Origin of the sequence: Ruegeria denitrificans, from assembly GCF_001458295.1 — a bacterium.
Taxonomy (GTDB): Bacteria; Pseudomonadota; Alphaproteobacteria; order Rhodobacterales; family Rhodobacteraceae; genus Ruegeria; species Ruegeria denitrificans.
Genome location: NZ_CYUD01000018.1, coordinates 6,345 through 31,077, shown reverse-complemented (window position 1 = coordinate 31,077; position 24,733 = coordinate 6,345). Strand labels below are relative to the sequence as shown.

Genomic DNA, 24,733 nt, shown 5'->3' with positions numbered 1-24,733 from the left:
TTGACCGGCATCGGTGAATTGTCGGAGGATTTAATACCAGGCGTCGGGCAGACTCTCTTTGCGCTTGGCGACAAAAGCCTCCAGCTCTTCTCTCAACGCCACATCTATGGGGGGCGCCTCATAGTCTTTCAGCATCTGGGTCCAGCGTTCATAAGCGCGGGTGCGCATGTCCTTGGCGCCTTCATCCTCCCAGCTTTCGACATTTTCGCTGTGGCTCAGTGCGGGTTCGTAAAACGCGCTTTGATAGTGGCGCATGGTATGGCCGCAGCCCAAAAAATGACCTCCCGGACCAACTTCTTCATAAGCGTCGCGGGCCAGAGCTTCGTCTGATGTGTCCAGCCCAAGGTCCAACACCTTTTGATAAGACCCAAGCCGATCCGCATCCATGATCAGCTTTTCGAACCCTGTACACAGACCACCTTCCAGCCAACCCGCTGAATGAAGAACGAAATTTGCCCCGGCCAGCATGGTTGAATGCATCGTATCCGCGCTTTCATAAGCAGCTTGCGCATCCTCGATTTTTGAGGCCGTCAACGAACCACCGCAACGCAGGGGCAGGCCCACGCGGCGCGCCAGTTGCCCGATCGCGTAGTTTGAAATCACCGGTTCGGGCATGCCAAAAGTTGGTGCACCGGATTTCAGCGACATCGACGACAGGAAGTTCCCCAGAACAAATGGTGCACCCGGGCGGATAAGCTGAACATATGCACAGACCATCATCGCCTCGGCCATCGCCTGCGCAACTGAGGCCGCGGTCGACACCGGCCCCATCGCCCCGGATAAGATAAACGGCACCACAATCATACCCTGACCCCGGCTGCTGTAGACACGGGCAGCTTCGGTCACCACCCGATCCACCAACAGCGGAGAGTTGGTGTTCACGTTGCCCATGATGACACAGTTTTCCGCCATCACATCCGCGCCAAATACGATCTCGGCCATGTCGACACTGTCCTGAGCGCGACTCATCTCGGTGATGGCGCCCAGATGCGGTTTGTCGCTCAGCGTTAAGTGGGCCAGCAACATATCCAGATGCCGCTTGCTGACCGGAACATCACACGGCTCGCAGGTCACAAAACCCCCGTGATGCAGGTTCGGGTGCAGATAGGTCAGGCGGACAAGGTCCTCAAAAGATTTCAGATCGCCATAACGCCGCCCACCTTTCAGATCACGCACGAAAGGGGCACCATAGATCGGGGCGAAAACCTGATTTCGACCACCGATGACCACGGACCGATCCCGATTGCGCGCCAACTGAGTAAATTCACTCGGAGCCTTGGCACAGAGGGCGCGGATCCAATCTGCAGGGGCCCGTACGATATCGCCGTCAACCCTTGCCCCTTCACGTTTCCATAGTGCAAGCGCCTCGGGATCGTCGCGAAAGGCAATGCCCACGTCCTGCAAAATCCAATCCACCTGCTGTTCCAGACGGACGGCCTGTTCCTCATCCAGTAGATCGTAAAACGGGGCCTGACGCTGAATTTGTGGTGAGGCGGGTACAGCCGTGCCCGTGCCCTGCCGTTTTCTGGATGCCCGAGCGCGACGTGCCATTGGAGCCCTCACCGTCTTGTTTCACCTTGAGTCATAGCGCCGAACTGCACCTTTGTGACGGTTGAAAATTTTGATGTTTAGCATAATCTGAATTTATGCAAAAACTCTGGTCCCTTCTGTCCTCACCCCGCCATCTGGTCGTTTTCGAAGCTGCTGCGCGCACGGGGTCTTTCACCAAAGCGGCAGAAGAATTGAACGTTCAGCAACCCGCGGTCAGTGCCTCGATCAAGCAATTGGAGACTACTCTGGGGGTCGTTCTATTCCGGCGCAGCCATCGTAAGATCACTTTGACCAATGCAGGAGACCGCCTGTTTTCAGATGTCACACGTTCGTTTGAGATATTGTCGCATTCCGCAGCCTCGATCCGGCAATTTGCTAGCAATGATCACGTGACACTCAGCGCGTCCTCGGCTTTCAACAACTATTGGCTCATGCCCCGTATCGCATCGTTCCAACAAAACCATCCCGATATCGAGTTGCGCCTGCAATCCAGCGATCGCGAGCCGGACTTGAACGTGGAAACCATCAGCCTCGCCGTACGGCTTGGCGATGGCGATTGGCCCGGTTGTGACGCGCAGTTGATATCAAACGAGATTATCTATCCCGTCGCCGCACCAAGGGTCATGGCTGCTGCCGTAAACCTTAAAAATGTGCCTGGTCTTTTAAACCAGCGGCTTATTCACCTAGAGGAACCTATCCGCGAACGCCCCACGTGGGAGCAATGGTTTCGCACTTTTGGCATTACCGAAGTCACTCCGCGGACCGGGCTACGGTTAAACGATTATGCGCTGGTTCTTCAGGCCGCGATGGCCGGCGAAGGATTTGCATTTGGCTGGCATCACGTCGTTGCTCCGCTGGTGCGGCAGGGCATGCTGGCGGCACGCACGGACTGGGCGTGGAAGACAGGAAAAGGGTTCTATCTGGTCTGGTCGAGAACCCGCCCCCTTACCCCTGAGGCCGAGATTGTGCGCGATTGGATTTTGTCCGCCCGACAGCATGATTAGAAAAGTTCGGGCTTCAGCCTTCTCCTGCGTCCATCTTTGCGCGGCTGGCTGCGACTTCGGTCTGGACACCGTGGCGGAAAATTAACTTTATTAACAGAGAGACCATTAGAAGCAGCGGGAAAACCGCCAACTATGTTGCATTCAGACTCAGGTAAACCGGCTCATCCATCACCTGACCGAACAGGTTTTGATGTAAGTTGACGTTGAAATAGTCATGATCGTCGGCGTAACCCGCACCCGCCCGCCAGGCGTCTTCGTCTCCTAGCTTAAAAGTGGTTGCTTTGGTTTTCAAGCACAGACCGCTCTCTTCTGCGCTCCAATCCCCTTTGGTTTCAAAGTCGGAAAAGCGGTTTTCGAAGCTGTGGCCAACCGGTTGCCGCAATGGCGCGGGCACGTTGCGCATGACCACTTTGTGCACAGCGTGGATCGGGTCGTTGACCCGTGATTGTCCCACGAGCACTTTGTCGTCGTCAAATTCGTACAATTCACCCGAAACCGCAGAGCCAAAGTGACCAAGCGCGTCCCACAGACCGTCTTCCTCGAACCCGACGCGCGGAGGGGAATAGCGCTGCACCAACCTTATGACGTTGGCATCCAGATCATCCTCAACGACCATCACGTCGGGATGCGAGGCACCGGGAAAGCGTTTGGCGTACCATTCCTCATAGTTTTTGCACCGCTCTTCCCCATGCTGACCGTAGTAGCGCCATCGTTTGTTATCTGCGTTCACACCCCGCCAGGTTTCAGTGACATACAATATGGCAGCCACCGGCCCTGTATCCACAAAGGTGTATTCCTGCAGAACCTCAAATGTGGGTTTGTCAGGAAGCTGCCGTACGATTTCGACCAGCTCGGTGCTGTCCGTGGACAGCGGCAGGCCCCATGCGAAGTCGGATAGCTGCACGTTCAAAATTTGGGTCCACTGTCAGGCGAATTTCATCGAAATCCTCAAGACTTGTTCGATCATGCACGACGAAAAATCCCTGCCTGACGGTCTGATACCCGTCCTCTTCAACCCGTATTTTTTCATCAAAAAGTGGATGGTTCACTGGTCTGTGCACAGCCAACGCGGCTTTGCGTTCCTGAGGAGAGACCTCTTTGTACCAGACCGGCAGGGTTGATTCCCGCAACATTTCGGCTGCGGCAGGTTTGGCCTGAAGCAATCCGATCAATCCAAAAACAACGACAAAAATAATGAACCAAACCAGGCCATTGATCAGGAACGACGACCAGCGTTTCCGTTTCCCCTGTTTCGGCAGCGACGCGCGCCTGGTTTCATTCCTCGGGCCCAGCCCCCGCGCCGTACGATGGGCAGCCAGCAAACTTGCCGCGGTGGGGATTTCTGGGACGACAAAAACCTGATCGTCCGTCATCTCGATTACAGTCAGATAGTTTTCACTGTGCACCGCACGGACCATGGGCCAGCCAATGCACAAGACTTTGCCTTCTCGCCAGATCTCCATGCCGGACGCATCGCAGGTCACCGCGGTCGGGGCCCAATCGATACCGCGTTCTAGCCTATAGCCCACAAAGTGAAGGTGACGCAGTCGGGGCAGGTGTTTTCGGAGATGCGTTGCCTGAGCCAGCAAAGCCGTAACGAACAGCACAACGAAAGGGTGATTTAACAGTGGAACGCCCGTCTTCAACGTTCCGCCTGAAACGATGGACCACAGGCCAAGCGCGGTAAATCCGACAAGCGCCAGAAAGGGCAAATTTCTGGAAACGACGCTTAACCTGTCTGGGCATGGCGTTCCCATTTTCTTTGAAATGTCTTCAAGCGCCGAAAACGCATCGCGGGCCGAGATATTCTGAACCAGAGCCGCGTCCGGCACGTCCTGCAGTGCGAAGCCACGCTTGTCCGAGCGGTATTCCTTTTTGAGTTTTCGCAGCAGATGCTGGCCGTCTTGTTTGGTCGCCAGAGGCACATAAAACAGCCTCATGTCGGGGCTGCGCCATATAACGAACCGCCCCTGACGTTCGGGTTTGGAGATGTACACGAAATGCCAGGACACGGTGAAATCTGGCTCTTGCGCGCTGACATGGTCCTGTACAATCAAATAGAACACGTACTCGGCCATACGCTCGCCCCGGGCCAGGATGACAGGTGCTTCGTCCTGCGAGATCACCAAGAAGTCCGATCAACAATGCGGACCATGGTTGTTCACCGGCGGCAGAAAGACCCAACCCTGAATTCCACGACACGAAGAAAAAGCTGACGGAATCGGCAAGGAAAATAGCGGCCCAGATGCATCAGGCCAAAGTCAGCAACAAGCTCAGTCCAAACAGCTTGCGGGCCTCAACCCGGTGCAGTTTTGGTTGAACGTCGCGAATTAGCTCAGTTTCAACGCTGAAAATGAGCGTTTTGACAGGTGCAGCCGAATGTCGTCAAAAGAGCGTTTACAACAAATAGAATCCTCAAGAACCAATACTCGCCAATAGATTGAACCATCACTGCAGAATTATGGTTCCCGTGCGGAGCCATCAGGTCAGAGTGATTTTCACTTTGACTTTCTTTTTCTTGAGTTTTTTCAGATAGGCCGGTCCCCAATGGCTGTACCGGCCCAATTTTTTCTGCTGGCTGACAAGCAACTTCAGAAACGCCTGTTGCTGGCTGGCGCGTTTGATCGTTTTGAACAGCTTTTTCTGACTTTTGGTCATAGAACAGCCAATGCAATGACCCGCACGACTGAATTTGCAGACGTCAATACAAGGCGAAGGGACTTTCTTGCCCATGAAAGTATCTCACGGAGGCGTCCACCAGACCTGTTTTGGCTTGATGAACGTGTCACAGTGCAATCAGTCTACACTGTCAAGGCGGTCAAGCCCAGCATCCCGGACATCACATCTGGTAGGAAAGCGAGCCGGCCCATCCTGCGTCGGATGAACCGGCCCTGCAGGTCTTAGAAATGGGCCGACTTGGTCCTTTCCGGCGCTACGGGCGGCGCGAATTTGGTCAGGTCGATGCCTTCGACGGCGGATTTGTACTCTTCGATCCTTGGCGTCCGGCCCAGAATCGCAGACAGCACGACAACCGGGGTCGACGCCAGCAGGCTTTCGCCCTTCTTGTCCGGGGCATCCCCCACAACACGGCCCTGGAACAGACGTGTCGACGTGGCCAGAACCGTGTCGCCCTTGGCTGCCTTTTCCTGGTTGCCCATGCAGAGGTTACAGCCGGGGCGTTCGAGGTACAGAATATTCTCGTACTCGGTGCGTGCCTTCTGTTTCGGGAACAGGTCGTCGAATTCGAAGCCCGAGTATTTCTCGAGCACTTCCCAGTCACCCTCTTCCTTCAACTCGTCGATGATGTTGTAGGTCGGAGCCGCGACCACCAGCGGAGCTTTGAATTCGACCTTACCGGTTTCCTTTTCAAGATTTTTCAACATCTGGGCGACGATCTTGATGTCACCCTTATGCACCATGCACGACCCGACAAAGCCCAAATCTACATGTTTTTCGGCATTGTAGTACGAAATCGGACGGATCGTATCGTGCGTATAGCGCTTTGACACGTCAGCATTGTTGACATCCGGGTCGGCGATCATCGGCTCGACGATCTGATCCAGATCGACGACAACCTCGGCGAAGTATTCCGCGTTGTTATCAGGCGTCAGAGCAGGTTTTTCACCGGACTTGATCTCGGCGATGCGTGCATCAGCGATGTCGATCAACTTCTGCAGCATCCCATTTTCATGCTCCATGCCCTTATCGATCATGATCTGGATGCGCGACTTGGCCAGCTCCAGCGATCCGATCAGGGTCTCGTCATTCGAGATACAGACCGACGCCTTGGCCTTCATCTCGGCTGTCCAGTCGGTGAAGGTAAAGGCCTGATCCGCCAACAGCGTGCCAATGTGTACTTCGATCACACGGCCCTGGAACACGTTGTCGCCATGCTGCTCCAGCATCTGCGCCTGGGTGGCGTGCACCACGTCGCGGAAATCCATATGCTCGGCCATCTTGCCCTTGAAAGTTACCTTGACCGATTCCGGAACCGGCATCGAGGCTTCACCCGTTGCCAGCGCCAGCGCCACGGTGCCCGAGTCGGCCCCAAAGGCCACGCCTTTGGACATGCGGGTATGGCTGTCGCCGCCAATGATCACCGACCAGTCATCCACGGTGATATCGTTCAGCACCTTGTGGATTACGTCCGTCATAGAGTGATAAACCCCTTTCGGGTCACGACCAGTGACAAGGCCGAAGTCGTTCATGAACTTCATCAGACGAGGCGTATTTGCCTGAGCTTTGGCATCCCAGACCGACGCGGTATGGCAACCCGACTGATAGGCTCCATCAACGCTGGGTGCCACGACGGTGGCGGCCATCGCCTCAAGTTCTTGCATGGTCATCAGGCCGGTGGTGTCCTGCGAACCGACGATGTTGACCTTCACACGTACGTCCGAACCGGCGTGCAGGGTCTTGCCTGGGGTTGAGCCCACGGCATTCTTGTTAAAGATCTTCTCGACCGCGGTCAGGCCCTGACCTTCGTGGCTGACTTCTTTCGACGGTGCAAACACCAGAGGTGCCTCAACACCCAGCGTCTCGGCCGCAAGTGCCTGCAGTTTCTTGCCGAAGACGATGGCGTAGGATCCGCCGGCCTTCATGAACTCTACTTTTTGCGGAGTGAAGGACGAAGGCACGTCAACCAGTTCTTCGCCATCTTCACTCAGAAGCTTGTGCGTTTTGGTGTTGATCTTCAGAACCGTGCCGGTTGCGACCGAATACTTCTCTTCAAGGATCGGGTTGCCGTCATTGTTCAGGATCGGGTTGCCGTCTTCATCCACCTTCTTGACCCAGTTTTTCAGGTCCAGACCGATACCGCCGGTCACGCCCACGGTGGTCAGAAAAATCGGTGAGATGCCGTTGGTACCCGCAACGATCGGCGCGAAATTGACGAATGGCACATAGGGGCTGGCCTGCTTACCGGTCCACAGCGCCACGTTGTTCACGCCCGACATCCGGGACGAGCCCACACCCATGGTGCCTTTTTCCGCGATCAGCATGACACGTTTGTTGGGGTGCTGCAGCTTCAGTGCTTCGACCTCCTGCTGCGCCTTATCCGAGATAAAGCACTTGCCGTGCAACTCCCGGTCAGCCCGCGAGTGCGCCTGATTGCCCGGTGACAGCAAGTCGGTCGAGATGTCACCTTCGGCCGCGACATAGGTTACAACTTCGATTTCTTCGTCGATCTCGGGCAGCTTGGTAAAGAACTCCGCTTTTGCATAGCTCTGCAGAACGTCTTTCGCGACTGTATTCCCAGCTTCATAGGCTGCCTTCAGACGGTCGGTATCGGCGTCGTACAGGAAGACCTGCGATTTCAGCACCTCGGCGGCCTGATCCGCAATCGCGGCATCCTCACCTAGCACCAGGTCCAGCAGAACATCAACCGAAGGACCACCTTTCATGTGCGACAGAAGTTCGAACGCAAAAGGAACCGATATCTCTTCTACCTCAGCTTCGCCGAGAATAACCTCTTTCAGGAATTTGGCCTTTTCACCGGCGGCGCTGGTTGTGCCTGGCAGCGTGTTATAGATGAAAAAGTTCAGCGCCCCGTCCCGATGTTCGCTTGCCGCATCCTTGATGTGGGCGACGATCTCTTTCACCAAGGCGCCGTCGTCGATGGGCTTGGGGTGCAGCCCTTGCCCTTTGCGGGTTTCGATCTCGCTGAGGTAGTCTGTATATAGGCTCATGGCTGTTCCCGCTGCTAGCGTTGGATGGTGTGGCGTGTCGGATTCGCGGCCGTCTGACCCGGTCCGGAACTCAATTGTATGCGGCGGTATACTAATTCATTGAGAGTTTCAAGACCTGATCTGATGTGTCGCAGACTTTGAGGGTTTAATGGACGAGCTTACGTAATCTGACGTTTGTTCTCGGCGAATAGTTTCCGAACAGGTTTCAGCATGATCTCATTGGAAGGCTGCCATTTTCCCAAGGATACAGTTCTGTAAGCTGTATTCTTCTACCTGCGGCACACGGTGTCTTATCGTGATTTGGAAGAGATCATGGCCGAACGCGGTGTGCGCGGTGTGGTGTCGCCGGTGATGCGTATGGCAATGAAGTTCGCAGACCCTACCGTGTGCCCCACATACTATTATCATTATGTACATCTGCGTTTATTGAAACAGGATTTGCAAGATGGATGGTGACGTGAAGATCGTTGCTCTCGCATGAATATTGAAAACCTTCGGAAGATCGACAAAAGGCTTCTGGTCAAAATTTCTGTCTTCATGTCACGGGCTGGCCTTGCGACGCGTTTCCAGGCCTGGCCAAAGCGCTAAGTCATTTGTTGTTCATACTGAAATGAATGGTCGAACTGTCTGATGCAAATTGCGGGGCTACAACAAAATTTGAAAAGAAAAATTTGGCGCTTGTCTCAATGATGCCCTTCAAGCTAAATCACCAGCACGCAGGGGAGTCCCACCGAGGGGACTGAGAGGCTGACAGGGCAATGCCCGGTGACGCGACCCTTTGAACCTGACCCAGTTGATACTGGCGTAGGAAGCTAGGGTGCGCAGGCCAAAAAACCGGGCGGTCGCACTCCGAACAGGGGGCTTTCGCCTTCTCGTTTCCCCAAGCCAAAACTCATCTGGTGTCTTTTTGAGTTAAACTGCTTGAGGAGCACCAACATGAATGTCCCCAATCCCAAGATCACCACGGGCGAATTGCCTGCATCGCGCAAGATTTACGTGAATGGCACCTTGCACCCGGATGTACGCGTGCCCATGCGCGAAATCTCGGTCCACCCCACCGCCGGGGAACCGCCCCTACCCGTCTATGACAGTTCGGGGCCTTATACTGATCCGCAAGTGAAAACGGATATTCGGCAGGGATTGAACCCGCTGCGCCGTAATTGGATCGAAGAACGGGCGGATGTTGAAGAATATGATGGTCGTCAGATTAAACCCGAGGACAACGGCTTTGTCGAAGGTGACCGGTTGACGCCCGAATTCCCTGTGCGTCCGCGACCGCTGCGTGCCAAGGACGGAAAGGCTGTGACGCAGCTGGCCTATGCCCGCGCTGGTATCGTAACTCCGGAAATGGAATTCATCGCCATCCGCGAAAACCAACTGCGCGAAGCCGTCGCCGAACAGCGTGAGGGCAATGACTGGGGTGCAAGCATTCCCGACTATGTGACCCCGGAATTTGTCCGTGATGAGGTCGCCGCTGGTCGCGCCATTATCCCGGCGAATATCAACCACCCAGAAAGTGAGCCGATGATCATCGGGCGCAATTTCCTGGTCAAGATCAACGCCAATATGGGCACCTCGGCCGTGACCTCTTCGATGGCAGAGGAAGTCGACAAGATGGTCTGGTCGATCCGTTGGGGTGCTGACACCGTCATGGACCTGTCGACCGGTCGCAACATCCACAACACTCGTGAATGGATCATCCGCAACAGCCCTGTGCCGATCGGTACAGTGCCTCTGTATCAGGCGCTGGAAAAGGTCAACGGCATTGCCGAGGACCTGACATGGGAGGTGTTTCGTGACACGCTGATCGAGCAGGCCGAGCAAGGCGTCGATTATTTCACCATCCACGCGGGCGTCCGCCTGCACATGGTGCCGATGACGGTAAAACGGGTCACTGGCATCGTGTCACGCGGCGGCTCGATCATGGCCAAGTGGTGCCTGCATCACCACAAGGAGAGCTTCCTGTATGAGCACTTCGACGAGATCTGCGATATCTGTCGCGCATATGACGTATCCTTCAGCCTTGGCGACGGTCTGCGCCCCGGTTCGATTGCCGATGCCAACGACGAGGCTCAATTCGCCGAGCTGGAGACGCTGGGTGAGTTGACCAAAATCGCGTGGGCCAAGGATTGCCAAGTGATGATCGAAGGCCCGGGCCATGTGGCCATGCACAAGATCAAGGAAAATATGGACAAGCAATTGGAATGTTGCCACGAAGCGCCCTTTTATACGCTTGGGCCCCTAACCACCGACATTGCGCCTGGGTATGACCACATCACCAGCGGCATTGGCGCGGCTATGATTGGTTGGTTTGGTTGCGCAATGCTCTGCTACGTCACACCCAAGGAACACTTGGGGCTGCCCGACCGGGATGATGTGAAAACCGGGGTTATCACCTATAAGATTGCCGCTCATGCAGCCGATTTGGCCAAGGGTTTGCCGGGCGCGCAACGCCGCGACGATGCGCTGTCCCGCGCCCGGTTCGAGTTCCGCTGGGAAGATCAGTTCAACCTGTCACTGGACCCTGAAACAGCGCGTGAATTCCACGATCAAACCCTGCCTAAACAAGCGCACAAAGTGGCGCATTTCTGTTCGATGTGCGGGCCTAAATTCTGCTCAATGCGGATTAGCCACGACATTCGAACTGAGGCGCAGAAAGAAGGCATGGAAGCTATGGCCGCCAAGTTCCGCGAAGGCGGCGACCTCTATATGCCTGTAGAAGACTGAATTCGCTGCGGAGCCGATCTTTTCGGCTCCGCACTATCACGCATTTCTAAAAAGCTACCACCCAGTAGGTTCTGCTTTGAATTGCCGGGGTGTCAGGGCAAAAGGCCCGATACTTTGCTGAATCCGGTCAGATCGAAGCCAAACGATATCGGCTCTCCGATCCTGTTTGTGGCGTCGATTTGCAACTGTTTGCCCGCCCGCATCGCCGATATCCATTCCGGGGACACCGGTGAACGGGCAAAGCAGCCTTGTGCCTCGCATGTCAGGAACTCAAGGCGGGCGACCTCAGTATCATCGACCTTTGCAACCAGACCTTCCGAAAACAGCAAGCCGAATGGCAGAGTTAGCACGGTCTCGATCTCGTCATTACCTGCGGCTTTAATGAAAGCGATGGATGTAAGCCGCTGATTATTTTCGGTTAACACGATGCTTTGGGTCATCTCGCAAATCAGCTCAGATCCATTCACCAGATTGCTGCAATTGACGGACCATGGCGGCGCAGCACCTTCCTGCGCGGAAAGCGGGAGTGCCAAGCCCAGTGTAACCCCCAGAGCGCCTATCCAAGTATTCATTCTGCTGTTCCTCATAAATTAGAATTGTAGTCCAACGCCAAGGCCGACCTGCAGGGCCCTCGTCGAGTCACCGAACATATGATCGAGGCTCAGGTTGATAAAGCTGCTGTCATCCAGTGCGAACAGCCCCAACCGGGCCGAGACCAACCCATGCGCATCACCGATAAAGCTGGTGTTGGAAAACCCGCCATCGGCCGAGCTGGCACCATTGAATCCAGCTGTAACCGACACCGTATCATCCGACGAGAGGATGGCACCGGCCCGCAGGCTTACGCGCAGTTTCTGCGAGGCACTCAGGGTCTGTTCCGTTCCGATCTCCAGCGATGGCGTGAACGAATAGATCATCTCGCTATCGTCCTGCAGAACAACCCCCGCAAGGGTTGCATCGCCATTGCTTTCGGTTGCCAGACGCGTGGCGTCAACAGCAACCTCGGGGCGCAGGTACGCGCTGCCGCCAGCGAACCTGTAGTCATAGGCAAAGCTGAGCCGCAGGTTTTGATGGTTCATCTTGTGCTTGATCTCACTGACACCCACGGTATTCACGATTTGACCGTTGGGCAGGACGCCAGCGATCCCGCCCGCACTGAGCGTGTCATAATCAGACCAACCGGCGGAGAGTTGGGCAGCGAACTGCCAAGCACCAGTGTATTTGGTCAGCGAGGCACCCAGATTGAACCGGTCACCGGTCGCATTGTAATTCGACCCGTCCCGCAGGCTCATCTCGTCATAGCCCAACGCAAATCCGGCAAACAGCTCATCCCCAACCGGCAAACGAACACCGGCCGAAAGGTTCGTGTTGTTGATGTCCAACTCGTCGTAAATGCCGGTCTGATCGCGGTCATAGAAGGAACGCCCACCAGAGAACCAGACGCAATTCCGCTGGTCGTCCCCGAACTGATAGTCGGTGAATCGCTCGCAGTTGTGCAGCGTATCCGCAAAGACCCGGGTGCCGTAGAAGGCATCCACGGCGTCCGCGGCGTAGCCCGCTGTTGACAGGCTCTCGATTGCGGCAATGACATCAGCCTCTGAAAGCATGTTACCGATCAAGGCAAACAACTGGCCCTGAGCTGCCGATCCCTGACCGTTCAGCACCTGGTTGATATAGTCCCCGATGGCCTCCTGATTGGCGTTCATGCCTTGGGTCGAGTAATCCGGGGCAATCACCAGATCAACCGAACTGCCGTCAGAAGTGGAACCGTTCAGGCCGATGGAATAGTCCAACACCACGGTATCCTCGATCGTCGTGCCTGCATCCGCTGCGGTTTCATCAGGATTGATGATGACAAGGGGCAACGCCCGTTCCAGCGTGTTCAGCTGCGGCAACAGCGTGCCGCCCATGGTGGCGTCGCCGGATACATTGACCAGGTCGCTGTTCCCGCCCGACGCACCCGAGGTCAGGAAATACACGTCGAAGGTTGATGTTGCCGTATCGCCAAAGGCCAGGCTTCCGGTCACGTCTAGGGTCTGGCTGACGTTTCCGCTGAAGGTAAAGTCGTCAGCTTGCACTGTAGCGGTCAAATCCCCCTCAAGGCCAATATTGGCCCCCAGAACAAAATCGCCGTCTACCTGCATAAACCCGTCGGCACCCAGATTGACCGTATCCAGCGCATAGAAGGCGGCACCGTCTTCAACAGTGAAGCCATTTGTGCCAGCGCCAAGATTCATGTTGCCAAGAGCCGTACCCGCAAGTGAGATCTGGTCGTTGCCGTTGCCGCCGTTTACCAACTGATCGTTTCCGGCAATCAACAGGGAGTCTTCGGACAAGGTCAGCACATTGTCGGCGCCACCCTCTACCACGATAGACGCAACAGCGTCTGTCTCACCCGAGCCACCCATGACAACACCATCGAACCCAAGCGTGATCGCGTCCGCGCCATCTCGTCCTTCGGATTGGGCAAAGACGCCGATGCCGCCGTCGCCAACTGACAGGATGTTACCCTCGAAAGCCATGTCGATGGCGCCCCCGGAACCCGCACCGCCCGCAGAGCCGCGGAAGACCGAATCCACCATTCCGCCGCCGCCGCCCAGCGACTGGGCCACGACACCGATCGCGTTTTCACCCGTGGTGACGATGTTTCCGGATTGAGTGAACTGGATATCACCCCCGTCTCCGCCATTGGCATCAGACAAATCGACAGTGATCCGGCTGGCCTCCATATCGGTCGAAACAAGGCCGCCGCCGCCGCCAATGCTCTGGATGACAAACCCATGCGACCCCGTACCGCTTGTCGTGATGTCTCCAACATTTGCGAAGTCAATATTACCACCGTCACCGGTTGAATCGTCCTGCGCGCCCAGAGTTATATCTGCACGCCCAAGCCCCGAGATGACAACTTCGCCGCCACCCGCGCCAATACTTTGGACGGTCTGACCAAAGGAACGGTCACCACTAGTGAAAACGTTGCCGTCCAGCGACAGGTTGATGTCACCGCCGTCGTTGTCAAAGCTGGGATCAGCGCCCAGGATCACCGAAGCAGCCTTTTCAGTACCAGCTTCGCCTTCGGTGTTGCTGGTCAGAACTAGCTTACCACCGCCGCCGCCGATGGACTGTGCCGAACCCGCAGAGGAAAACGCGCCATCGGTGCCAACATCACCGGTTCGGCTGCCATCCACATCACCACCGCTGGCATCATTCGTGTTGATGGCCCCCAGACGCGCGGTAATGTCGATGCCGTCACCGTCCTGGACATCGACCGTGGTTGCGGATGTACCACCGCCCCCCCCGACGCTCTGCAACATCAGGCCGGTCGACCGGTCGCTGGTCGTGGCGATGTTACCGTTATGTGCCTGCGTGATCTGGTTGCCCGCCATGCCCGACACATTGTCGCCCCCAAGGGCGATATCGCTGCTGACGACAGACCCGGTCGCGCCAGCCGTTGTCGTAGTGAAATCGACAGACGTATCAACGTTGCCGCCTCCGCCATTCACCGATTGGACAAACACCGCTTCACTGTCCGTGCCATTAACCAGAATGTCTCCGGTCGAATTGACGGTTACTGTTCCTACTGAACCGGTGGACCCTTCACGAGCGCCAAGCACCTGCGAGATTGTGTAATCCAAAGCCGAGACCAGCGGCGAAGACACCGAATACCCGACATTGCCGCCGCCGCCGCCAACAGATTGGGCGTAGATACCAAACCCATTATCTGCGTTCACGATGATGGTGCCGGTGTGATTGACCGTGACATCACCTCCATCGGCACCCGATCCGCCTGAACCACCAATGGCGATCTTCGAATAAGATTTACCAGTCATGGTGTTCTTGAGGTCATTTACGTCCATTGCAACGGCCAATCCGCCATTACCACCGCCGCCGCCGACAGATTGCGCCAGGATGCCATAGGCACCTGCGCCATCAACCTGGATATCCCCGCTGTTGTTGACGGTTACATTGCCTGCAACATTACCGCTGCCACCCGAACCCCCAATGTTCAGCTGTGCCGTTGGCGAGCTGCTGTCCCCGGTCTTGAGACGTACTGTCCCTGTGATCGAGCTGCCGCCATTGCCGCCGCCCCCGCCGATGGACTGGGCAAAGATGCCATGCGCGCCCGCGCCAGTTGTCAAGATTGTTCCGGCATTAGTCACCGTAACGTTGCCGCCGGTACCGCCTGTACCGCCCGATCCGCCCAAGCCGAATTGCAGCGCCCGGCGCGTGCTGGCCTCGGCCCCGCCATAGCGCCCGTCAACCGAAATGGTCGAGCCGCCATTGCCGCCGCCGCCGCCAACAGATTGAGCTAAGATGCCATGACTTTCCGTACCGGAGGTCAGGATCGTCGCATCCGCTTCGTTGACCACAGTCACCGTGCTGCCAGCCCCGCCGGTACCGCCAGATCCACCGATCAGAATGGCGTTTGTCGTCGATCCTTCCGAAGAGCGACCCAAAATGATGTTCCGTACCTCTTGCGCATCACCACCGCCACCGCCGACGGACTGCGCATAGATGCCAACGGACTTGTCACCAATGGTCTGGATCACATCCTGGTTGGTGACGGAAACTGCTGCAGACATTGCCCCGGTGCCACCGTTGCCACCGATGGACAGCGTCGCCGTGTTGCCGATGTCCTTGCGCAGACTGATGATCCGGTTTTCCACCACACCACCCATACCGCCACCGCCGCCAACGGATTGCGCGAAAATACCATGAGACATTGTGCCTGCGGTGCTGATCACCCCATCGCTAACCACGGTCACTGTGTCCGAAGTCATTCCGTCCCCGCCGGTACCACCGATGTTAATTGACGCTGCCGTGCCAACCGTCGACGGGTTGACCACCGCCTTGATAGTGTCAAGGTTCGACTGGCCTGCCTGCACCATGCCGCCAGTGCCGCCTGCACCGCCAATGGATTGCGCCATCAGGCCGATCGAACGGTCCCCCAGTGTCACAATTGTCGCGGTAGTGGACACATCGACTTTGCCGCCAACGCCACCAGTGCCGCCCGTGCCGCCGATGGACAACGCGATCGAGGTCCCCTTACCGGCCGAGTTGCTGGCCTTGCCACCATTGCCACCGCCGCCGCCAACAGATTGCGCAAACACGCCATGCGCATCTGTGCCTTGCGTAACCACGGTTCCGGCCACTACGGCTGTCACATCGCCTGCTGCGCCGCCGGTGCCACCTTCCAGCCCGACTGACAGGCTGGCTTTGTTGCCTTTACTGTCGCCGGTCTTGGGCGTGCCGATGCTGACTGAGGTCGACGAAGAATTGCCTCCACCGTTGCCGATGGACTGAGCAAGGAACCCGTAAGAACCGTTGCCTGCTGTGCTTATGATACCGTTCGAGCTGGCATAGACATCTCCGCCGGTGCCGCCGGTGCCGCCCGTCCGGCCTATCTGAATGTTGACATTGCCGCCATCAACCGAAGTCGAGGCCGAGTTGTAGCCCGCATTACCGCCACCGCCGCCAACAGACTGGGCGAACAAGCCATGGGAATTCGCGCCAAGCGTGAAGATATTGCCGGTATTGCGCACATCGACCAAACCGCCAATGCCGCCCTCACCTGCGCCGCCACCGATGGCCAGGCCAAAGCCCTTATTTGTGGCATCCGAGGCCAACTCGTAGGTCATGCCAAGGTTCAGGGCTGCGTTGCCGCCGCCGCCGCCAATGGATTGGCCAAATACCCCATGGCTGCTGTCCTGCTTGGTTAGGATGTCACCGTAGTGATCAATATCAACCGTACCGCCATCGCCTGCGGTTCCCGCAGCTCCGCCGATAGCGATTACAGCCGAAACACCGGTCTTATTGCCAGATGAATCCGCCGGATTCACCTTGCCTTCAAGCTCATCCAAAACTGTATTGTAATTGGCAAGCACCGAGTCATCCACGCCCGTATTGGTCGGCGTCTTACGGTCAGTTGAATCGCCTGTGCCGCCGTTGCTCTGGTTGCCGGTTGTCTTGCTGATGCCCACAACCGCGTTGATACCGGCATCGCCGCCGCCGCCACCGATGCTCGACGCCTCGATTCCGTGCGAGCCGACGCCGTCGGTTACAATGGTACCCGCTGCCGCCAGGGCGGTTCCGCTCGCGACGGTCACATCGCCGGCATCGCCGCCGCCACCACCAAAGCCGCCGATACCCATGGCGATCGGTGAGCTGTCTTTGGTTCCGACAAAGGTTGCGTTGATCCCACCTGTACCGCCACCGCCACCAATGCTTTGGGCAAAGATACCGCGCGCATGATAGCCATTGGTCGAAATATCCCCGGTTTGTGTGACCGTTACGTCGCCCGCATCTGCGCCAGTTCCGCCGTGTCCGCCCAAGCCACCTACGATGCTCAGGTCGGTTTTCCCGTCGGAATTGTTGGAATCGCCATAGTTCAGCTGCCCGGTCACATTCAGCGCACCGTTGCCGCCGCCACCCGCGATGGATTGTGCCAGAACTCCGTGTTTCCAGTTGCCTGCCACCGAAATGATGCCCGCATGATCAACAGTTACATCGCCGGACACATTGCCGTCTCCGCCAAAACCGCCGACCCCGAAGGTGACCGAGGGGATCTTGCCGTCTTTGCTCAGCGCGATACCGCCTGAGACGTTCAGACCACCATTACCGCCGCCTCCACCAATGGATTGCGCCATCAGACCAGCCGAACCATCGGTGTCAGGCTTTTCTTCATTGAAAACACCCATGTCGATGAAAAGACGCTCTAACCCAAAGTTCGAGGCCAGTTCTTCGGTTTCATCAACGATCGTGTCGCCCAGGAATTCCCGTAGTTTGTCCTCAAAGGTTGTGGTGTCAGGGATCGAGATATCATCCGGGTTTGTTGTAACCGTAATGTCGGCCTGTGACGTGACCACGACGTCACCCGCCTGACCACCGTCACCTGCGAAACCACCTACACCGACGATCAGTGAACTGTCAGATACGATCCCGCCAGAGACGTTCATACCGCCATTGCCACCGCCGCCGCCGACGGATTGGGCCAGCAGACCGGACTGTCCGGTTCCGTGTGCCATGATCGAGCTGCCTGCGCCAATGTTGACAGTTACGTCACCCGCGTCGCCGCCGCCGCCGCCAAAGCCGCCAACACCCACGACAACGGCATAGGATTTGCTGCTGTCCGTTTGACCTGCGCCCGGTTTGCCACTGATCGCGATGCCGCCGGACACATTGGTGCCGCCGTAACCGCCGCCGCCGCCCAGCGATTGCGCGATAATGCCGCTTGCACCCTTGCTTTCATCGACGGCGAAAGTGCCGTCGGATTGTTGCACCATTGGCACCGCTTGCAGATTTCCGGTGTAATCCAGATCGACATCGCTGGCGTCGCCGCCTGATCCGCCAAAGCCGCCAACGCCGGCTGCGACCGAAAAGATCGTGTCCGACCCCGAAGGTTTGGTCAGCGCAAGGGAGCCCGAGATGTTCACGCCTCCGGTGCCGCCACCGCCGCCGAGGCTCTGCGCGAACAGGCCGTGCGACCCGTCGCCTGCAGTCACAACGTCGCTTTCAACATCCAGCGTCACCGCCCCGGCATCGCCACCACCGCCGCCAAAGCCGCCAAGACCCAGGGCAACCGCTGCTCCGGACTTGCCGGTCAGGTTCACCGCCCCCGATACGTTCAGACCGCCATTGCCGCCACCACCGCCGACGGATTGGGCCATGACGCCGATGCTATCCGCACCCGTCGTGACCACCGAGGTTGTGCCGCTGCTGCCTGTGCTAGATTGCAAGGTGCTGATCACGTCACCGGCATTACCGGCCCCACCCCCAAAGCCGCCCACACCCAGACTGACCGAGCCGCCATTTTCTTGGCTAATGCCCAGCGAGGCCGAGATGTTCGTGCCGCCATTGCCGCCACCGCCGCCAAGGCTTTGCGTCAGGATGGCCGTGCTGCGATCACCGGTGGTCAGAACGCCGCCGTTGATGGTCGATTGAACCAGTGCACCAGCATCTGCGCCGCCACCGCCGAAACCGCCCACACCGATACCTATCGCGGCATTGGTCGATCGAGACAGGGACAACGCGGCCGAGATGTTGGTGCCGCCATTGCCACCGCCACCACCAAGGCTCTGCGTTAGTATGCCGACCGAGTCATCGCCTGTCGTGGTGACATTACCCGTGACGTCCTGCGTAACGCTATCCGCCGCTCCGCCGCTGCCACCAAATCCACCTACGCCGATCCCGAGACCACCAGAGTAATTACTTGCCAGAGAGATTGCCCCAGAGATATTCGTGGCTCCATTGCCGCCACCGCCACCAAGGCTTTGTGCGACGATCCCGGCTGCGCGGGTGCCCGAGGTGCTGACATTGCCTGCGAAAGTACTATCGACTACGCCGCTGGTGCCACCACTGCCACCAAAACCGCCAACACCGATACCCGCGGCACCCGAACCAGTGCGCGCAATACTGAGCGCGCCCGAGATATTCACGCCCCCATTGCCACCGCCGCCGCCAACGGATTGAACCAGAACGCCAGCTGCGTTTTCACCCGCCGTGACGATGTCGCCGGTAACCGACCCAGTGGCCGTGCTTGCATTGCCGCCGCTGCCTCCGGATCCTCCAATGCCGACACCAACTGCGCCGCCACCGGTGCCCGAGATGTTCACGGCAGCCGAGACATTCAGCCCTCCGTTACCGCCTCCGCCCGCTGCGGATTGCACAATAACACCGCCGGAATTGTCGCCTGCTGTGGTGACGTTGCCCACCACCGTGCCGGTCGCGGTGTCTGCGTTACCGCCATCGCCGCCGCTGCCGCCAAGCCCGACCGAGGCACCGCCGCTGCCGGTTCCGGCAACCGTGACCGTTGCATTAACATTCATTCCGCCGTTGCCGCCGCCACCACCAAGGCTCTGCACGACAACGCCGCCGGATTCACTCCCTCGGGTGAATACATTTCCGGTCAGCGTCGCTTCGGCTGTGCCACCGTTTCCGCCGGTGCCAGACGCACCGCCAAGGCCGACAGATGCGCCACCTGAACCCGTCCCTGCAGCTGCAACCGCGACCGAGATATTCATGGCACCATTTCCGCCGCCGCCGCCAACGGACTGCGCCAACAATCCAGTCGAGATGTTACCTCGTGTCACCAAATTGCCTGTGACATTTGCCGTTACCGCCGATGCATCACCGCCACCGGTTCCCTGACCACCCAGGCCCACGGTCGCCGCGCCGGATCCGGTGCCCGCACCGCCTACGGAGGCCGAAACATTGAACCCGCCATTTCCACCGCCGCCGCCAATGGATTGGGCAACGACCGCACTGGATTGAATGCCCTTCGTCAGGACACTGTTTGCAACAGTCAGGTCGACGATACCACCATTGCCGCCGCTACCGCCCGAACCTCCGAGGCCAACGCTGATCGCACCTGACCCGGTGCCCGCACCCGCCAGCGCCGGCGCAACATTGAAGCCTCCGTTGCCGCCACCACCGCCAACGGATTGCGCCAGAATTCCGACTGAAATGTTGCCCTTGGTCACCACATTGGCCGTGGTGCTTGCCGTGACCTGGCTGCCATCACCGCCGCCTGCACCCGAGCCGCCCAGCCCGACAGAGACCGATCCCGCGCCAGTGCCCGCGCCAGACACTGTTGGCGAGACGTTAAATCCACCATTGCCGCCACCGCCGCCTATAGACTGCGCAACAAAACCGCTTGAGGCAAAACCGTCAGTCAGAATGGTGCCGTTCGATGTCAGAGTGACGTTGCCACCCTGCCCGCCCGTGTCACCAGAACCGCCAAGGCCGACGCTGACCGCACCGCTGGCTGTGCCCGCGCCGGATAGAACCGGGGCCACGTTGAAGCCACCATTGCCGCCACCGCCGCCTATGGACTGCGCGACCACACCTGAAGAGGCATGACCTTGGGTTTCAACATCATTGTTGGAAGTCGCGATGACAGTGTTACCGTCGCCGCCGCCTGCACCGTCGCCGCCAAGACCAACGGATACTCCGCCGCCCGCTGTGCCCGATCCCTGAACCGCCGCGCTGACGTTAAAGCCACCGTTGCCACCGCCGCCGCCGACGGATTGTGCCAGAAACGCTGTCGCCGATTCTCCCTGCGTCAGGATTGTCCCATCCGAAGTCAGGGTGACCGCGCCGCCGTTGCCACCGCCATCGCCGGTTCCGCCCAATCCAACACTAACCGCGCCCGAGCCAACACCCGCGCCTGATCCGGTACCGGAGACGTTAAAGCCGCCATTACCGCCACCGCCACCGATGGATTGCGCGACCACGCCGGATGATCGGTCACCAGCAGTCACAATGGCTTGGGTTGTGATCAGGTTGACTGTTCCACCATCCGCGCCACTACCACCGTCGCCGCCAAGCCCAACGCTGACAGCTCCACTGCCAACACCGGCTCCGGCCAGCGATGCACTGACATTGAAGCCGCCGTTACCGCCCCCACCGCCAACGGACTGCGCCAGAACCGCTGTAGAATCCGCTCCGCTCGTGGTAACAGTGCCAGTGACAGTGCCGGTGACCGATTTTCCGATCCCGCCGCCCGAGCCACCACCACCCAGGCCAACCGTGACGGCACCGCCGCCTGCGCCTGCCCCAGCGACCCCGGCCGTGACGTTGAATCCGCCATTGCCACCACCGCCGCCAATCGACTGGAACACCACGCCGCTTGAATTGTCAGACAGAGTTGTGACGTTGCCAGCAACCTGGCCTTCCACTATGCCGCCATCGCCGCCAGTGGCCCCATTGCCACCCAACCCGACGCCGATCGTTCCGGCGCCTGCACCTGCTGCGGCAACACCTGCGGTGACGTTAAAGCCCCCATTACCGCCACCGCCACCGATGGACTGAATCACCACACCCGTGGACCGCAAACCTTCGGTACGAACGTCTCCGTTGATGCGAACTCCTGTAACAGTTCCGCCTTCGCCACCGCTGCCGCCGTCACCACCAAGGCCCACACCGATGGTACCGGCACCTGCGCCACCCGCTGCCAGCCCCGCCGCAACGCTGAAACCGCCATTGCCGCCACCACCGCCGATGGATTGCACGACGACAGCTCCGGAATCGTCTCCGCGTGTCGTGACGTCTGCGTCAACCTGAGCAGTAACGGTTCCTCCAGCCCCGCCGCCGCCGGATTTACCGCCAAGACCCACGCTGACAGAACCTGCTGCCGCGCCGCCGATATCGGCGCTGGCACCGATGCTGTAACCTCCATTGCCACCGCCACCGCCGACAGACTGCGCGACAACGCCACTGGAGAACGCACCGCTGGTCTCAATCGAATTGCCGCCTGCAACCAGAGTGACATCGCCCCCGATTCCCGCGCCACCCCCGTCTCCGCCGACGCCTACATTGATCCCAACTGCAGCGACCCCGCTTGCACTGACACCTGCAGCGATACTGCCGCCGCCGTTGCCGCCACCGCCGCCAACTGATTGCGCAATGATCGCGCTGGAATTCGTGCCTGTCGTGGTCACATCAGCATTGGTATAGACCTGCACGGTTCCGCCGTCGCCGGCGCTACCCGCCTGTCCACCGATCCCGACCGAAACATTGCCGGAAAACAGCGCCGAAGCACCCCCGGTTGCAGCAACCGCCAGGCCGCCATTACCGCCGCCGCCGCCGACGGATTGGAAAAGCATCCCGGTCGAGCGGTTTCCGGTCGTGACAACCGTGCCTTCGAACCCTGCGACTGTAGCGGCGCCGCTGCCATCGAACTGGCCGACCGTAACGTCGCCCCCTTTGCCACCCGCTCCGCCATCACCGCCAACGCCAACGGCCAACGAGCCGGACACCGGTCCGCCGGACACCGCGACCGAAACAGCATAACCACCGTTGCCGCCGCCGCCACCAACCGATTGCAGCATAACGCCAATGGAATCGTCGCCACTAGTTTCCACCGATGCCGAACCGCTGCCGTTCAATGTTACGTCGCCGCCATCACCGCCATTGCCCGCCGATCCGCCGACCGATACCGACGCCGCACCAAAAGCGCCCACAGCAACCGAGACAGCACCGCCACCATTGCCGCCGCCGCCACCAACGGATTGAGCAAACACTCCCGCCGAGCGGTCACCCGAGGTCCGGATTGCTGAAAGCTGGCTGCTGTCTGTGTCGGACAGGGTGACGTTGACATCTCCACCTGTGCCCCCGGAACCGCCGTCACCACCAACGGCAACCCCCACAAATGCACCAACGGCCCCGGATGAACCTCCATTACCGCCGCCGCCGCCGATGGATTGGGCCAGGATACCCATCGCGTCATCTCCGGTCGTGGTGATGATGCCGTCATTCACAATGGTCACGGTCGAACCGCTGCCACCGCCGTTGCCGTTGCCACCGACAGAGACCATACCGCCGGACGATCCACCGTCACCGCCGCCGCCGCCAATGGATTGCGCAATGATGCCGCGGGCCCCGTCTCCGCCGGTTACAATACTTCCGTAATTACTTACACTGACTGCAGCGCCAGTACCGCCTTGAGAGCCGGTGCCGCCAATGGCGACCAGACCATAGGAATCCGCACCGGTGCCTCCGCTGCCGCCGATGGACTGCGCCATCACCCCATCCGCGCCCGTACCGGAGGTCAGAATGGTGCCTGTGCCCTGGACCGTGACGTTGACTGTATCCCCGCTGCCGCCATTCGAACCAACGCCGCCCAAAGACAGAGCAACCAGCCCCCCTGCAGTACCACCGGACCCACCGCCGCCACCAATGGATTGAGCGACAATTCCGCGCGCGAAAGCGCCCTGCGTTTCAATTGCTCCACCATGCGAAACCGAAACCGCACCGCCATTGCCACCATTATCCGCGCCGCCGATCAATGACACCAAAAGGTTGCCGCTGGTTCCTGCAGAGCCGCCCGACCCGCCGATGGACTGGGCGTATATCCCGTTAGCGTAGTCGCCGGTCGTCAGAATGCTGCCGCTTGATGTTGTATTGACGGTAACCGTGCCGCCGCTCCCGCCATAGCCGCCATCCCCAGACGCCCCGACCAATCCCCATTGAGAACCGCCATTGCCGCCATTGTTCGACACACTCAGTGCATAGACGCCGTCGGCCGAGTCTCCGGTCGTCGAAATAGACCCGCTCTGGTTGACTGTTACATTGCCGCCGTCAGCCGAATGCCCACCTGTGCCGCCGCCGGGCGCGGCAAATCCGCTGCCGCCGTTGCCGGCCTCGCCGCTGCGGCTGAACGCAAAAATACCGTCATTGCCGCTGCCCGATGTCTGGATTGCGCTGCTTGAGGTTTGCGTCGCGGTGACCGTGCCACCCTTACCGCCATCGCCACCGTCGCGCCCGTCCCAGAAACTTAGATACGAATCGCCACCGTTGCCGCCATCGCCGCCGACGCTGCCAATTTCCCATCCGACATTGCTGGTGGCGTTGACATCGCTGGACAGAGACTGTGTCTGCGTCGGGCCATCATCACCATCACCGCCCGAGCTTGGCGGCACAAACAGTGCGCCGTCGCGCCCGTTGCTACCGTTGCTTCCGTAAACGACCTGATTCACGCCGTTAGGTCCCGAAACATTCACTGGTGGCGTTACAGTGCCCGGTGTGCCTGAGCTGTTGAAATTAGTGTTGTACTGAGACAGCGTCAGTTGTGTCGAAAGGCTGGACGTGCCGGACGCTCCTGAATTGCTGATTTGAGCCGTCGTGCCACTTATCGAAACAATACTAAATGCAAGCGGAGGATTGTCTGAATTGTAGATTGTATCGCCCGCACTTTTAACGAGAAAAACATATCCGTCAGCAGTTTCCACAAAGGCGGTTGTTCCCGCTGTTGGCGTTGAGGCCGGGTCG

Annotated in this window: 10 protein-coding genes and 1 riboswitch; of the genes, 3 read left to right on the top strand and 7 right to left on the bottom strand. The window is 58.7% G+C overall.

All coding sequences use genetic code 11. From position 1 onward, the window contains the following. Positions 1 to 30: 30 nt before the first annotated feature. The gene (locus RUE5091_RS20380) at positions 31 to 1,551 is read right to left on the bottom strand and encodes a trimethylamine methyltransferase family protein (protein WP_058283784.1); all 1,521 of its coding nucleotides are present in this window, start codon (positions 1,549 to 1,551) and stop codon (positions 31 to 33) included. Between the two features lie 95 nt (positions 1,552 to 1,646). Between RUE5091_RS20380 and RUE5091_RS20375 the strand changes: the two genes are divergently transcribed. Continuing rightward, positions 1,647 to 2,555: a LysR substrate-binding domain-containing protein gene (locus tag RUE5091_RS20375; RefSeq protein ID WP_058283783.1), complete on the top strand. Its 909-nt coding sequence runs from the start codon at positions 1,647 to 1,649 to the stop codon at positions 2,553 to 2,555. 130 nt (positions 2,556 to 2,685) lie between these two features. On the opposite strand, the gene RUE5091_RS20370 is transcribed toward RUE5091_RS20375, so the two are convergent. From RUE5091_RS20370 to RUE5091_RS20355, 4 genes are all read right to left on the bottom strand, one after another. Continuing rightward, positions 2,686 to 3,465: a hypothetical protein gene (locus RUE5091_RS20370; protein ID WP_131726348.1), complete on the bottom strand. Its 780-nt coding sequence runs from the start codon at positions 3,463 to 3,465 to the stop codon at positions 2,686 to 2,688. Further along, positions 3,377 to 4,681, bottom strand: coding sequence for a hypothetical protein (locus tag RUE5091_RS20365; RefSeq protein WP_058283781.1), 1,305 nt, complete (start codon positions 4,679 to 4,681; stop codon positions 3,377 to 3,379). Before RUE5091_RS20365 ends, RUE5091_RS20370 begins: the two co-directional genes overlap by 89 nt. A gap of 355 nt (positions 4,682 to 5,036) precedes the next feature. Further along, complete coding sequence (locus RUE5091_RS20360) at positions 5,037 to 5,213, bottom strand: hypothetical protein (protein WP_306347879.1); 177 nt, start codon at positions 5,211 to 5,213, stop codon at positions 5,037 to 5,039. Between the two features lie 242 nt (positions 5,214 to 5,455). Next, positions 5,456 to 8,242: a bifunctional aconitate hydratase 2/2-methylisocitrate dehydratase gene (locus RUE5091_RS20355; RefSeq protein WP_058283779.1), complete on the bottom strand. Its 2,787-nt coding sequence runs from the start codon at positions 8,240 to 8,242 to the stop codon at positions 5,456 to 5,458. 312 nt (positions 8,243 to 8,554) lie between these two features. Here RUE5091_RS20355 and RUE5091_RS23450 point away from each other — a divergent pair, with 312 nt between their 5' ends. Together RUE5091_RS23450 and thiC are read left to right on the top strand one after the other, a co-directional pair. Then, on the top strand, positions 8,555 to 8,698 hold the full coding sequence (locus RUE5091_RS23450) for a hypothetical protein (protein WP_207383756.1): 144 nt from the start codon (positions 8,555 to 8,557) through the stop codon (positions 8,696 to 8,698). A gap of 252 nt (positions 8,699 to 8,950) precedes the next feature. Continuing rightward, a riboswitch (TPP riboswitch) is annotated at positions 8,951 to 9,070 on the top strand. 108 nt (positions 9,071 to 9,178) lie between these two features. Next, entirely contained in the window at positions 9,179 to 10,969 is a 1,791-nt protein-coding gene (gene thiC / locus RUE5091_RS20350; protein ID WP_058283778.1) for a phosphomethylpyrimidine synthase ThiC, read from the top strand. Between the two features lie 92 nt (positions 10,970 to 11,061). Here the strand turns inward: thiC and RUE5091_RS20345 are convergent, their stop codons facing one another. Next, a complete protein-coding gene (locus tag RUE5091_RS20345; protein WP_058283777.1) occupies positions 11,062 to 11,541 on the bottom strand; it encodes an invasion associated locus B family protein in 480 nt (159 codons plus the stop codon). Between the two features lie 18 nt (positions 11,542 to 11,559). Beyond that, a complete protein-coding gene (locus RUE5091_RS20340; protein ID WP_131726347.1) occupies positions 11,560 to 24,441 on the bottom strand; it encodes an autotransporter outer membrane beta-barrel domain-containing protein in 12,882 nt (4,293 codons plus the stop codon). Positions 24,442 to 24,733: the final 292 nt, after the last annotated feature.

Coding starts and splice junctions, on each gene's coding strand:
- RUE5091_RS20380 (WP_058283784.1), bottom strand. CDS start 1,551: ATGGCACGTCGCGCTCGGGCATCCAGAAAACGGCAGGGCACGGGCACG.
- RUE5091_RS20375 (WP_058283783.1), top strand. CDS start 1,647: ATGCAAAAACTCTGGTCCCTTCTGTCCTCACCCCGCCATCTGGTCGTT.
- RUE5091_RS20360 (WP_306347879.1), bottom strand. CDS start 5,213: ATGACCAAAAGTCAGAAAAAGCTGTTCAAAACGATCAAACGCGCCAGC.
- RUE5091_RS20355 (WP_058283779.1), bottom strand. CDS start 8,242: ATGAGCCTATATACAGACTACCTCAGCGAGATCGAAACCCGCAAAGGG.
- RUE5091_RS23450 (WP_207383756.1), top strand. CDS start 8,555: ATGGCCGAACGCGGTGTGCGCGGTGTGGTGTCGCCGGTGATGCGTATG.
- thiC (WP_058283778.1), top strand. CDS start 9,179: ATGAATGTCCCCAATCCCAAGATCACCACGGGCGAATTGCCTGCATCG.
- RUE5091_RS20345 (WP_058283777.1), bottom strand. CDS start 11,541: ATGAATACTTGGATAGGCGCTCTGGGGGTTACACTGGGCTTGGCACTC.